Origin of the sequence: Holdemania sp. 1001095H_141210_F2, from assembly GCF_015558105.1 — a bacterium.
Lineage (GTDB): Bacteria > Bacillota_I > Bacilli_A > Erysipelotrichales > Erysipelotrichaceae > Holdemania.
In genome coordinates this window covers 34,181-47,489 of sequence record NZ_JADNPO010000005.1, presented here as the reverse complement: position 1 = coordinate 47,489, position 13,309 = coordinate 34,181, and the positions used below count along the sequence as shown (strand labels likewise).

Genomic DNA, 13,309 nt, shown 5'->3' with positions numbered 1-13,309 from the left:
TGCGAATGTCAAAGCAGGAATACTGCAGGTATGGAAAACGAGGCGGATGCAGCGTTTGGATAGAAATAGGATTTTCAAGGAGGATCCTCGAACAGAGAGGATGAAAGGCTCAAAGTTATCGCAAAAGCGGTGAAGTTGTTGGAAGAAGGCTGTATTTTTCCGCTATTTGAGCTACAATAAGGGACGTCTAGGAGGGTGGATATGAGAGAAACATTAATACAGCTGCGGCAGGTGATGGAACAGAAACATGTGGATATCGTGCTGATTCCGTCGTCTGATTTTCACGGCAGCGAATACATCGGCGATTATTTCAAGGCCCGGGCGTGGATGTCGGGCTTTACCGGTTCGGCGGGGACATTGGTCGTCACGCGCGATCAGGCGGGATTGTGGACTGACGGCCGTTACTTTATTCAGGCGGAACGGCAGCTGGCCGGTTCGGGGATTACTTTATATAAGATGGGGCAGGAAGGCGTGATCGACTTCCCGCAGTTCATCGAGCAGGAAATGCCGCAGGGCGGCTGTCTGGCCTTCGACGGACGGATGGTCAGCGGGGCGCTGGGCAGCCAGCTGGAAGCAATGCTGGCAAGGAAGCAGGCACAGATTTTAAGCACGGAGGATCTTGTGGATTTGATCTGGAAGGACCGGCCGGGCTTATCAGAAGCGAAGGCGGTCTTGTTAGAAGAACGTTACAGCGGCCGGACGACGGCGCAGAAGCTGGATGAAATCCGTGCGGTCATGCGCAAGGAAGGCGCTGAGGCGCTGTTGATCTCGACGCTCGATGATCTGGCGTGGCTGTTCAATCTGCGCGGCGACGATGTGCTGTACAATCCGGTTGTTTTGGCGTATGGCTGCGTGACACTGGAGCAGGCCGTGCTGTATCTGGATCCGCGCAAGCTGTCGGAATCCGACCGGCAGGCGTTGTTCGATCTGAATATTGAAATCAAGGATTACGATACATTCCTTGGAGACGTTGCGGCGCTACCGGCGCAAACGGTCTGGGCTGATCCGCAGAAGCTCAATTACGCGATCCTCCGCGCGATTCCCCGGCACTGCCGGCGGATTGAGAAAACCAATCCGATTGTCTTAAGAAAAGCGATCAAGAATGAAACGGAGATTGAAAACCTGCGGCGTTCGCATCTCAAGGACGGCGTCGCGGTGACAAAGCTGATGTACTGGCTGAAAACCCGTGTCGGCAAAGAAGCGATGAGCGAATGCTCAATTCAAACGAAGCTGCATGAGCTGCGCGCCGAGCAGGAAGGCTTCATCGAGGAAAGCTTCGGCACGATCTGCGCCTATAAGGCCAACGCAGCGATGATGCATTACAGCGCTGATCCGCAGCACGAGGTGCCGGTCGCGGCGGAGGGTTTGCTTTTGATCGACTCGGGCGGTCAGTATTGGGAAGGCACGACGGATATCACCCGGACGTTTGCGCTGGGGCCATGTTCGCCGGAAATCAAAAAGGTCTATACAACGGTGCTGCAGGGGATGCTGAACCTGTCGGAAGCGCGGTTTCTGTATGGCTGCAGCGGAATCAATCTGGACATCCTTGCCCGCGGACCCGTGTGGCAGCTGAATCTGGATTATCAGTGCGGTACCGGTCATGGCGTCGGATATCTGTTGAACGTGCATGAAGGCCCGCATGGAATCCGCTGGAAGAAGACGGCGGCGCTGAATGAAATGGAACGGCTGGAAGCGGGAATGGTGGTCACCGATGAACCGGGCGTTTACATCGAAGGAAAATTTGGCATCCGGATTGAAAACGAGCTGATCGTCCGCTGCGGCGAGAAGAACTTCTATGGTCAGTTTATGGAATTTGAAACGACAACCTTGGCACCGATCGATCTGGACGCGGTTGACCCGCAGGTTCTGACGCCGGCTGCCCGTGAGGCACTGAACCGCTATCATCTGCGCGTTCGCGAGGCTTTAACGCCGTATCTTAATGAGGAGGAAGCGCAATGGCTGAAAACCGCAACCCGGTCGATTTAAGGGAGCAGTCTGTCAGTCCCCGTCCGATCCGAATGGTTTGTCTGGATCTGGATGGAACGTTATTCAATGGAAAAAAGGAAGTCGGCTCGCTGAGCCGCCAGCAGATCCAGCGTTGTCTGGATCAGGGCGTGGAAGTGGCCGTGGTGTCCGGCCGGGCTTATCAGTTCGCCTACAAGACGGCGCAGATGATCGATCCGCGGTTATCGGTGATCGGCTTTGTCGGTGCTTACCGGTCCTTTCATGGTCAGGCTCAGGGGGAACCGATTCCCCGGGCGGCGCTTAACGAGGTGCTGACCCTGCTGAAACGTGAAGATTGTCCGGCGTTTATGAAACAGCTGAACACGATCTGGTGCAGTCACGACGTCCCGCTATCCGGCGATTATGTGGCCTATACCGCCGATCAGCCGCCGCAGCATCGGATTGTGGTGCATTCCAATCAGGATCTGCCCGCCATTGCGCGGCAGAATCCGGATCCGGTTTATAAACTGTTGATCCGGGCGCGCGGCCGGACGGAAGCGATCGCGCAGCAGCTGCGGCCGCTTTCCGGTATCCGGATCTTCATCTATCCATACGGCGATATCGAAGTGATCAGTGCCAAGGCGGACAAAGGTATCGCGATCCGCAAGGCAGCTGATCAGCTGGGGATCGACCCGGCTCAGATTCTGGGCATCGGCGACAGCGTCAACGACCTGCCGATGTTTGAAGGCTGTGGCCTGCGCGTGGCGATGGGCAATGCCGTCGAACCGGTAAAAGCACGCGCGGATTACATCACGCTGACCAACGACGAGGATGGGGTCGGCGAGGCCCTGCGGCAGCTGGTCCAATAAAATAGTGGAGAAAGAATACAGTTGTGCTGAACGCCAGCTGTATTTTTAATTAGAATGTTAACAATCAAGCGAGTATAATTATAGAATCAAAGATAAAGATCAGCGCTATATCAGTAAAATTGCAGCTTATCTTTTTACGTTCACACGGGTATGATGAATCAACAGGAAGGAAAAACAGAAATGAAAGTGGATCGTTTGGAATGTTTTGTGCATGTGGCCGAAACGTTGAATTTCTCTAAGAGCGCTCAGGCGCTGCATTGTTCGCAGCCCTCCATCAGCCGGGTTATTCATCTGCTGGAACAGGAGCTGGGATTTGAATTGTTTGAACGGGATCGCAATCAGGTCGCTTTGACGCCGGCCGGAGCGGTTTTCTATCCTCAGGCTCGGCAGCTTCTCCATCAATATCAGGCAGCCGTGGAGGAAGCGCGGAAGGCCCATCAGGCGATGCTGACATTAAAAGTCGGCGTGATCGGGTTTGCGGAAGCGCCGCTCATGAGGGCGTTGGAAAAATTGACACAGGCAATGCCGCAGGTGCGGCTGGATATGATTCCAGTCGATTTTACGCGCGGACTAAGCCAGGTTGAAAGCGGTGAAATCGACTGCTGCATGAACTGGCGCAAGGACGTCGATTCCCCATCGCTGGTCTATCGCGAGCTGTTTTGCGGAGAATTGAAGGCTTATCTTAATCTCCGCCATCCGTTGGCTTCGCAATCCAGCGTAACGTATGACGAACTGGCCGCATGGCCGCAGATCGTGTTTGCGCGCGGGCGGCAGAGCTGGCGGTACAGCGCTTATCTGGAAAAATTCAATCCCTCGCTGCGGGCTTCCATCGTCTTGACACCGGTTAAGGATGTACCCGCTTCCCGGCGGCTGCTGGAACTGAATCAGGGTGTCATTCTGGCGCCGGAAGGCGGTATCCTGGCAGACAGTCCGCTGATCAAAGCGGTGCCGATCCGCTCACAGACACCGGAAACCGTACATCTGGGATTAGTTTACCGCAAAGACGCGACCAATCCGGTATTGAAACAGCTGCTGCGTTATTTGAAATCATCATAAGCCTATTCGATACTCCTATCAGAAAAAGCATGACTTTCTTTTATAATGTGAATGTGTGGATTTACACAAACAGGAGGAAAGAAAGATGAAGAAAAACGGGATTTCAAGACGGGAATTCCTGAAGGGCAGCGCGGCGGGCGCCGTGTCGCTGGCAGCGCTGGGCTTGTTGAGCGCGTGTGGGGAATCGGCGGAGAAACAGCCGGCAGCGACGCCGACGGCCAATCCGGAAGCTACATCCGAAAACTGGCTGGGTCAGCAGCCGCAGATACAGGATAGCGACATTAAAGAAACATGGCAGACTGAAGTGCTGATCGTCGGCGCGGGCAACGGCGGCATGATGGCGGCGGTCAAAGCGGCGGATCTGGGACTGGACTTCCGGGTTGTCGAACAGAACAGCTTTGTCTGCGATACCCGCAACTGGTATGCGGCGGCGGATTCCGCAGACGCGTTAGCCGCAGGCAAGCCAATCGACCGGCAGCGCGCGATGACGGAGCTGTCGCGGTATGCTTCCGGAAAACTGGATCAGAGCGTCGTTCGGGTCTGGCTGGATGAATCTGCGGCCATGCACGATTATGTCAAGGCGATCATGGATTCCTATGGCTATGACTGCTACTTTGAAGCCGATACCGGCGAAGCAGAGGAAGGCACCGATTATTACCATGCTCCGACCCAGCATAATTACAATCCACGCCCAGACAGCGAGTGGGCGGATACGCCGCGGAACAAGTTGTTTGTGGATTACATCGAGAAAAAGGGCTATCATGTCGATTTTGAGCATGCATTGATCGAATTGATCAAAGAAAACGGCGCGGTGACCGGGGCAATCGTTCAGAACAGTGCTGGCGAATATATTAAAATCACCACGAGCAAAGGCGTGATTCTGGCGACCGGCGGATATGAAGGCAATCCGGATATGATGGAGGCGTTGTCTCCGCTGGCGGTATCCTGCACAACCGCAAGCAGCTATTTCGCGATGAATCATGGCGATGGAATCAAAGCGGGCTTGTGGGCCGGTGCGGATATGGACAAGGAATCCGCTCCGATGTTATTTGACCGCGGCGCAGTAGCGCCGGGCGTGAACGCCGGATATGTTGAAGCCTCTAACGGATCCAAGCAGTTCCCGGGCACGATCTATCAATGGAATCCGGGCACGCAGCCGTTTATGAAGGTCAATCGCGATGGCGTCCGCTTTGCCAATGAAGGCTGCCCGTACAACGATATCGTTTTCGCTGCGGCGAATCAGAAAGGCGGCGTATACTGCCAGGTCTATGATGGGGATTTCCAGTCAGACTGGCAGAAGTTTCATACGCTGGGCTGTTCCTCACTGACCCGGATTATGCCGGAGCGAATAGCGGAACAGATGGAGAAGTATGTCGAGGAAGGCATTATCATGAAAGCTGATACGCTGGACGAGCTGGCGGACAAGCTGGGTTTTGAAGGCGAAGCCAAGGTTCAGTTCTTAGCTCAGTGCGATCGCTACAACGCGATTTATGATCGAGGGGAAGACGATGAATTCTTTAAGTCAAGTCATTATCTTTCACAGCTGCGCAAAGCGCCGTTCTATGGTGTATGGCTGGGCGCCAGTCTGTTGTGCACCGGCGACGGTCTGAAGATCAACAATAAGATGCAGGTTCTGGATAAAGAGAAGAACGTCATTCCGGGCCTGTATGCGATCGGCAACGTTTCCGGTAGTTTCTTTGCGAACAACTATCCGGAACTGTTCCCGGGTCTGGCTTGCGGACGGACGCTGACCTTTGCCTTGAAAGCGGTCAACGTAATCGCGGGTGAAGACCAGATTTAAAGCTGATCGTATTCGAGAGTCAAGCACGGTTTCTCATTCAGAAATCGTGCTTTTTTAGAAATCTGGATAAGAATTGAAATAAGAAAATCCGTATGCTAATGCGTTATTTTTACAGGAGCGTGAGATCAGCGTTTCAATTTATGATTGTATGGAATAAAGAAGAAGTTCTTTTCAACATTGATCTTAAAGACCTGATCTTGATTATTCTTTTGAAAACTTGCGATAGGAAAAATATGAATTGAGTGATTGGTTTGATGATGGAAAAACTTCCATTTTCAGTAAAATTAATCCAACTATTCTTGACCGGAAGCAATGTGGAAACCGTAACGGTTAACGATTGAGAACATTGGACGTTTACATGCTAAATTAACAAGAATAACAGGATCCTTTTGATGTTTGCGGACCTATTTCCATTTGATGACGAATAACGCTTGTTATGTTTATTATATCGCATGTAGAATCGGATATTCGGCGTTAATCAAGGAATCATGCAGGAGAATGAATCAAAGGAGTAGAAAAATCTGTCGAAATCTGGTTAAATGAAATCAGAAAAATGAGGTGCTTTATGAAACTGATATCATGGAATGTTAACGGGTTACGAGCCTGTATCCAAAAAGGCTTTATGGATTTTTTTAACGAACAGGATGCAGATATTTTCGCGCTGCAGGAAACCAAGCTGCAGCCCCATCAGATCGAACTAGAATTGCCGGGTTATCATCAATACTGGCACAGTGCGGAAAGAAAAGGGTATTCGGGCACCGCGGTGTTCACAAAACAAAAGCCGCTGTCCGTGCGTTATGATTTTGACGAAGCGGAAGGGGAGCATCCGAAGGAAGGCCGTGTGATCACACTGGAATTTGAACAATTCTATTTTGTCACCGCCTATGTGCCGAACTCCAAGGAAGAACTGGCCCGTCTGGATTACCGGATGCAGTGGGAAGACGCGATGGCGCGGCATCTGGCAAAGCTGAACGAAACCAAGCCGGTTGTTTATACTGGAGACTTGAATGTGGCCGTGGAGGAGATCGATCTGAAGAATCCGAAGACGAATCATTTTAACCCGGGCTTCTCCGATCAGGAGCGCCAGAAGATGCGCGATCTGCTGGGCCTGGGGTTTGCGGATACGTTCAGAACCTTATACCCGGAAAAGGTTGAATACTCCTGGTGGTCCTATCGCTTCAATTCCCGCGCGAAGAACGTCGGGTGGCGGATCGACTATTTCATCGTTTCCCAGCGGCTGATGAATCAGGTGAAGGACAGTGTTATCTATGGGGATATCCTGGGTTCGGATCATTGTCCGGTCGGGGTTGAAATCGAATTTTAATGGACTTAATTCATGGAAGATAAAGACGGATCAAGCTGCTTTTAACGCAGCTTTTTGATTTCCTGTCCAAGCCGCAGTTAAGGGCTGAGAATCGTAAAGTGAGAATAAAAAAATGATCATCAGGAAATCGCATTCTGTTTGCGAAATCAGAAAAAACAGAGGAATTCTTATTGGAGAATCCTGTGGTAAAAAGTTCAGGGATCCGGGAAAACTTAAAAGAAGCCGCGGGTGTAGCGGATGAATTCTTCCATGATCGGCGTAACCGGTGCGTTCTTATGCGTAATGATCAGGAATTCATAATCCAGATCCAGATCCTCAATCGGCCGCTTCACGATTGAGGGCGGAAGCGGGATCGAATCGCTGCCGAAGAAGCTGACGCAGCGGGTGCTTTCGATCAGCTTGAAAATCAAGCCCATTTCCGCCGGGGAAAAGACCATCGTCGCCTTTAGTCCCTGTTTTTGACATATTTGTTCCATCCGGGCATTCAGAGCATTCTCGGTGTTTAAACCGATCAGCTTCTGACCGCGGAAGTCCGCCAGCGACAACACCGGCTTGGCGGCGAGCGGATGATCCTGACTTAACACAGCGAAGACGGGATGCCGGTAGTGATACTGGACTTGAACCATCGGCGCGTTATACAGCATCGTGCAGAAATAAATATCAATTTCGCTGGATTGCAGCGAGCGATTGTAGGAATCGTCCGGCGCGCTGTAAATCTGAAAATCGACCTCTGGATGCGCCATGATGAAACGGGTCAGAAAATCATCCGGAAAGTTGATTAACAGCCCCGTCGGATAGCCCAGCGACAGCGTCTGCGGACTTTCGTTTTTCATGGCCTGCAGATCGGCGATGATGTTGTCATGCATCTGTAAATAAGGAAAGGCCGACTGGCGCAGAGCTTCGCCATAACGGGTCAGCTGCAGTCCGGCCACGCCGCGGATAAACAGCGGCACGTCCAGTTCTTCCTCCAGCTTGTCGATCGTTTTACTTAACGCCTGCTGGGAAAGGTAAAGTTTTTTCGCGGCTTTGGAAAAGCTGCCCTCCTGGGCGGCGGTGATAAAACAATGCAGCTGTTTGGGATTCATGGCGTTTTCTCCTCTTCTTTGCTTCAGCTTATCATGACTTAACAGGGGATACAACTTTTAATTGTATCCCCTAACTTTTATCTGTTTGTCAATTCACAAACAAGCCTTTTATAATGAAGAAAGAAAAGACAAACAGGAGGGAAAGTATGTCAAATTCAAACAAGATCAAAGGCATCAGCCGCCGGGACTTCTTAAAGGGCACAGCGGCCGGAGCACTGGGCGTCGCGGCTGCGGGGCTGTTAGGGGGCTGCGCTTCCACCACGGAAAAACAGGAATGTCCGCCATGTGAATCAACGTCATCCGCATCTTCTGCAGGCTGGCCGGCAGTTGAAGCACTGGAACCGAAGGTTCCGATGGAAGGCGTCGTGGCCTTCGTGAAGGAGCCGATCGCGGATTCTGAAATTGTGAAGACTGAAAATGTCGATGTCGTGGTGTGCGGTATGGGCCCGGCCGGTTTCGCGGCGTCCATCGCCAGCGCGCAGCAGGGGTTAAAAACCGTCGTTCTGGAAAAAGGCCAGGTCGGCACGTACCGTTCAGCGACGATCGGCGGATTAACCGACCGGATTCATAAAAAATACGGCGTGGAGTTCGACACGAAGCAGTGGCTGGACGATGCGATGGTCAATTCCATGTTCTATGGCAATCAGGCGATCTATCAGCGGTGGATCGACACGCAGGAGGAAGCGATCAACTGGTTCCTCGATCTGTTCGGCCTGCCGGATGAGGATTTCAAGCTGACCTTTGCGGCCGGGGATTTCCCGGATTTCTACGAACCTTACGACATCACATCGCTGAGTCGTTCCTGGAACACGTCGATCAATATCCCGCTGGCTCCGGCGGAAATCGTCGAGCTGCTAACAAGCAAGGTCAAGGAAGCCGGCGCGGAAGTGCTGATGGAAACTCCGGCCTGCCAGCTGATTAAAGAAGATGGAAAAGTCGTCGGCGTGATCGCCAGGACGGCGGAAGGCTATGTGAAATATCTGTGCGCCAAAGGCGTTGTTCTGGCGACCGGCGGTTATGAATTTAACCCGACCAAGCTGAAGGAATGCTGCCGTCCGCGTGATCTGGCATTGAATCACTGGATGAACGGCACGGCATCCAACACTGGCGACGGTCATGAAATGGGCAAAGCGGTCGGCGCGATTGAGGACGAATATCCGCATCCGCTGATGCTTGATCCGGCGCAGCTGATGCCGTATCTGCGCGTCAATAAGCTGGGCAAGCGGTTTACGCCGGAATATGAACCGTACAATCATCTGGCGCTGGCGATGCAGAACCAGCCGGGCGCAATCAACTGGTATATTACCGACGGCGATGCCGCGGGCGCGATCGACAAGATGTGGACGCCGTCGTCTTCCTGCTATGGACCGAAGGAAGTCTGGGTCGGCGCGGCGACAAGCGAAAACGCGTTAAAAGCCGATACGCTGGAAGAACTGGCGGGCTTGATGGGCGTGCCCGCCGACGCGTTTGTCGAAACGATCAATCATTGGAACGCCATGTGCGAAGCCGGCGAGGATACCGATTTCCACATGCTTCCAAGCATGATGCATCCGATCAAAACTGCGCCGTTCTATGCGAATCTGGAAGGCGCCGCGGCGCTGTGCACCGCCGGCGGGTTGCAGATCACGCCGAATTCAGAAGTTCTGGATACGGAATTCAACGTCATCCCGGGTTTATACGCGATCGGCAATGTTTCCGGTTCGATGTTCCACGGAACCTATCCGCACAATCTGAACTGCATTTCTCACAGCCGCTGCATTACGTTCGGTTATAACGTCGCGAAGCTGTTGGCATCGAAATAAGAATTTATTTCTGACGGATGCGATCTATTCGCTCTGAGTTCTCTTCCTGTTTTGGTTTCAGGAATCGAACCCAGAGCTTTTTTTGTCGAAGTGATCAAAGCCGAGCTGGCGCGGAGTGAGCGGATTTCCTGATGCTTTGGCTGGTTTCTGTAATTTCCAAGGCAAGCTTGTGCCGAATTCCTTTCAAGTTTTTAACAATGCAGACTGCGCTCCGTTTTCAGCGTTTCATCTGATATAATAGAGATGAATTTCATCAACATAAGAAAACGAGAAGGATAAATAAGGAAAATGTCAAAGTGAGGAAGGAGTATCCGCAATGAGAAAGAAACTTATTCTGGTACTGGCTGCCGGCTTTTTATTCACCGGGTGTACGCCAAAACCAGCGTCGCCGGCGGCCGTACCGACCGCAAGTGCGGAAGCGGAGCGTCTGGCTGGAACGAAGCTGACCGACGAAACGATCAGCGCGATGTTCAAGCGGCTGAAAGAGGCTGAAATCTTCATTGACGAACAAGGCGAGGCCCAGCCGTTTGAGCTGTGGCGCAACGCGAACAATCTGGTCGTGCTGTATGTCGGCCAGCGCGATCATCCGCTGCTGATCTGGGATCCGGTCAACGATACCGCGGAGCTGAATTACACCTGTCAGGATGTGGTTTCCTTTCAGGAAGACGGCGTAACGAAGCAGGCTTATGTGGAGCTGATCTGCGATGGTTATCAGAGTACGTGCACGGCGGCGGTGACGACGTCCTCCAAGACGACGCGCTGGCCGGTCGACGCTCCCGATGAACAGGTGACTCCGGCCTTGGCCGAAGCAGTGCAGCAAGCGGCTCAGACGCATCAAACGGAAGTGGAAAAAAGCCGGGAACAGGCTGAAAAGGCCTTGTTTGAGCTGCGCACGGTGATTCTGAATACGCAGGATTACGAATACGCGCAGCTGAAACCCTACTCCCGGAACAGCGGCGGGTTTGCGAAGCAAGAGGATCCGCAGACGTATCAATTCTCTATCGGGGAGCTGAATCCGACGCTGTCCGGCGAGGAGATCGCGTTTTATTTCGCCGCGCTGACCGGCCAGGAATTCACCCGCCCCGATCAGCTTCAGGCCAATGAAACGCTGCTTCTGAATCTGATGGCGGCGTCGAAGACCTATCTTTGCGAAGGGGAACCCGATCAGCTGATCTGTCCGGCCAGCGGCATGGGCGGAGATCCACTTTTACTGAATCTGCCGGAAGCTGTCGCGGAGGAGTTGCTGGCAGTGGTGCGCATTGGGGATGTGAACGCAGTGTCAACCGCGCTCTTAGGCCGGACGCTGCCGCTGGCGACCTTTGAACACGAAGGGATTATTTACGATGCAGATACCGCTGAGGATTGTATTCTGATCCGCAGTGCCGCAGGAGCGCCGGAAATTGAAGCAGCGGCGGAACCGATAGCGATCGTGACGGAGCGACGGACGGAAGGCGAGCGCCAGATCGTCCGCTATGTCCGGGGCGAGGAGATTGAAAACACAAGTTTTATCCGGGATGAACAGGGCAACGAATACTATATTCCGGCGATTCGGGAAATGGCGCAGGATCCGGATTCTCCGCTGGTGATCTGGGAAATGGCTTGCGAACCGAATACCGATGCTTCCCAGCCTTGCCGCCTGATCTATCAAAAGCGAATTCAGTAACGATGAGAATGGGACAGGCGGGGCCAAGATTCAAGCGAAACGTTGGCGAACGCCGGGAAACGTGCTAAACTGAAAAGCAGTAAACAGGAGGAATAGAACACAATGGAGATTCAAGAACGGGTAAAAAGCTATGAAGAAGCGATGCTGAACGATCTGGCAACGCTGGTTTCGTATAATTCAGTCCAGGGCGAGCCGCAGCCGGACGCGCCGTTTGGCGAGGTGCCGGCAGCCTGTCTGGATAAAGCGCTGGAAATTGCGGAGGGTTATGGTTTTGCGGTCAAGAATGTCGATCATTATGCCGGCTATGCTGAAATCGGCGAGGGTGAACAGGTGATCGGCGTGCTGGCGCATCTGGACGTCGTACCGGCAGGCGAGGGCTGGAAGACCGATCCGTTTACGCTAACCCGCGACGGTGACCGGGTTTACGGCCGCGGCACCAGCGACGATAAGGGCGCGGTGGTCGCTTCGATGATCGCAATGAAAGTATTAAAGGATATGAACGTGCCGCTGACCAAGCGAATCCGGCTGATTCTGGGCACCAACGAAGAAACGGGATCAAAATGTCTGGCGCATTATGTGGAAAAAGAAGGGCATATCGACATGGGCTTTACGCCGGACGGTACGTTCCCGGGCGTGCATGGAGAAAAAGGCGCGCTGGGACTGGACTTTGAAAGCGTCCGCACACAGATCAAGGAAATCCGCGGGGGCGTGGCATCCAATGTCGTCTGCAACCACTGCACGATGATCGTTGACAGCGAAGCCGTATCGGAAGAAGCGCTGCGCCTAGCGCTGGAAAAACATCCGGTGACCTTTGAAATCAAACCGGAACAGGGCGATCTGATCGTCGACGTTTACGGAACGGCGGCGCATGCCAGCACTCCGAAGCTAGGCGTCAACGCGATCGGCGAACTGATGGCGGCTCTGGCGGAAGTGGGAATGCAGGATGATTTTGTTGAATTCTACAACCGCCGGATCGGTACGAGCTGCGATGGAGCGGGCTGTGATTGCCAGGTTGAGGATGAATATGGTCCGCTGACCTTCAGTAACGGTATCATTAAAGCGGAAAACGGCGTCATCCGCGGAACCATCGACATCCGGTTTCCGGTGACGATGAATTCCGGGCAGATCGCCAGCCGGATTGAAGTCGCGCTGGCCGGGGAAGCACAAGGAAAAATCACCGTCCGCAGCCGGACGGAACCGCTGTTCTTCCCGATCGATTCACCGCTGGTTTCGCGTCTGCTTCAGGCCTATCAGGAAGTCACCGGCGATCTGGAATCCAAGCCGATCACGATGGGCGGCGGCACCTATGCGAAGGGAATTCATAACTGCATCGCCTTCGGCTGTGAATTCATGGGCGAAGACTGCCATATTCACGACGCCAACGAGTTTGTGCGGATTGATTGTCTGCTTCAGCAGGCAGAGATCTACGTTCATGCCCTGATGAAGCTGCTGGAAGCATAAAACAAGATAAACCTTTTTGTATATTGATGAACCGGATTTGTTTTGAGAATCCGGTTTTTCTCTTTTGTCAGATCTTTTGCTCTTGAGTAAGGCGTCTTTGAGGATTGATCAATGTGTGAAGAAATCCATGATTTTCACCGCATACTAACACGAAATGTTAATGTGCGATGAAAATTCGCTGTTCCTTATAAAATTTAGACTCATAAAAACCAAGATTTATAAGAGGAAGCAGCGAATCAAAAAACACGAAAAACAAATCAGACTGCAGGCACAGATTCACTAAAAATGGTACAATAGAGATCGG

9 protein-coding genes are annotated in these 13,309 nt (G+C 52.7%); 8 read left to right on the top strand and 1 reads right to left on the bottom strand.

Translation table 11 applies throughout. The features are described from left to right. The first annotated feature begins 201 nt into the window (after positions 1–201). The 5 genes from I2G61_RS04760 to I2G61_RS04740 all read left to right on the top strand — a co-directional run bounded on the left by I2G61_RS04760 (position 202) and on the right by I2G61_RS04740 (position 6,994). The gene (locus I2G61_RS04760) at positions 202–1,986 is read left to right on the top strand and encodes an aminopeptidase P family protein (protein ID WP_072683790.1); all 1,785 of its coding nucleotides are present in this window, start codon (positions 202–204) and stop codon (positions 1,984–1,986) included. After that, positions 1,956–2,813: an HAD family hydrolase gene (locus I2G61_RS04755; protein WP_072683789.1), complete on the top strand. Its 858-nt coding sequence runs from the start codon at positions 1,956–1,958 to the stop codon at positions 2,811–2,813. Before I2G61_RS04760 ends, I2G61_RS04755 begins: the two co-directional genes overlap by 31 nt. 180 nt (positions 2,814–2,993) lie before the next feature. Continuing rightward, the gene (locus I2G61_RS04750) at positions 2,994–3,869 is read left to right on the top strand and encodes a LysR family transcriptional regulator (RefSeq protein ID WP_072683788.1); all 876 of its coding nucleotides are present in this window, start codon (positions 2,994–2,996) and stop codon (positions 3,867–3,869) included. An 85-nt stretch (positions 3,870–3,954) separates the two neighbouring features. Further along, a complete protein-coding gene (locus I2G61_RS04745; protein ID WP_072683787.1) occupies positions 3,955–5,670 on the top strand; it encodes an FAD-binding protein in 1,716 nt (571 codons plus the stop codon). A 565-nt stretch (positions 5,671–6,235) separates the two neighbouring features. Further along, the gene (locus I2G61_RS04740; protein ID WP_195395671.1) at positions 6,236–6,994 is read left to right on the top strand and encodes an exodeoxyribonuclease III; all 759 of its coding nucleotides are present in this window, start codon (positions 6,236–6,238) and stop codon (positions 6,992–6,994) included. Positions 6,995–7,206: 212 nt separating this feature from the next. Here the strand turns inward: I2G61_RS04740 and I2G61_RS04735 are convergent, their stop codons facing one another. After that, on the bottom strand, positions 7,207–8,079 hold the full coding sequence (locus I2G61_RS04735; RefSeq protein ID WP_072683785.1) for a LysR family transcriptional regulator: 873 nt from the start codon (positions 8,077–8,079) through the stop codon (positions 7,207–7,209). A 146-nt stretch (positions 8,080–8,225) separates the two neighbouring features. Between I2G61_RS04735 and I2G61_RS04730 the strand changes: the two genes are divergently transcribed. From I2G61_RS04730 to I2G61_RS04720, 3 genes are all read left to right on the top strand, one after another. Next, entirely contained in the window at positions 8,226–9,881 is a 1,656-nt protein-coding gene (locus I2G61_RS04730) for an FAD-binding protein (RefSeq protein ID WP_229100678.1), read from the top strand. A 316-nt stretch (positions 9,882–10,197) separates the two neighbouring features. Next, complete coding sequence (locus I2G61_RS04725; protein WP_072683783.1) at positions 10,198–11,544, top strand: hypothetical protein; 1,347 nt, start codon at positions 10,198–10,200, stop codon at positions 11,542–11,544. A 102-nt stretch (positions 11,545–11,646) separates the two neighbouring features. After that, positions 11,647–13,005 (top strand): Sapep family Mn(2+)-dependent dipeptidase, encoded by a 1,359-nt coding sequence (locus tag I2G61_RS04720; RefSeq protein WP_083538447.1) that lies wholly within the window; start codon positions 11,647–11,649, stop codon positions 13,003–13,005. Positions 13,006–13,309 lie beyond the last annotated feature (304 nt).

Bases quoted from the DNA above. Each gene is read 5' to 3' on its own strand.
- I2G61_RS04760 (WP_072683790.1), top strand. From the start codon at position 202: ATGAGAGAAACATTAATACAGCTGCGGCAGGTGATGGAACAGAAACAT.
- I2G61_RS04755 (WP_072683789.1), top strand. From the start codon at position 1,956: ATGGCTGAAAACCGCAACCCGGTCGATTTAAGGGAGCAGTCTGTCAGT.
- I2G61_RS04750 (WP_072683788.1), top strand. From the start codon at position 2,994: ATGAAAGTGGATCGTTTGGAATGTTTTGTGCATGTGGCCGAAACGTTG.
- I2G61_RS04745 (WP_072683787.1), top strand. From the start codon at position 3,955: ATGAAGAAAAACGGGATTTCAAGACGGGAATTCCTGAAGGGCAGCGCG.
- I2G61_RS04740 (WP_195395671.1), top strand. From the start codon at position 6,236: ATGAAACTGATATCATGGAATGTTAACGGGTTACGAGCCTGTATCCAA.
- I2G61_RS04735 (WP_072683785.1), bottom strand. From the start codon at position 8,079: ATGAATCCCAAACAGCTGCATTGTTTTATCACCGCCGCCCAGGAGGGC.
- I2G61_RS04730 (WP_229100678.1), top strand. From the start codon at position 8,226: ATGTCAAATTCAAACAAGATCAAAGGCATCAGCCGCCGGGACTTCTTA.
- I2G61_RS04725 (WP_072683783.1), top strand. From the start codon at position 10,198: ATGAGAAAGAAACTTATTCTGGTACTGGCTGCCGGCTTTTTATTCACC.
- I2G61_RS04720 (WP_083538447.1), top strand. From the start codon at position 11,647: ATGGAGATTCAAGAACGGGTAAAAAGCTATGAAGAAGCGATGCTGAAC.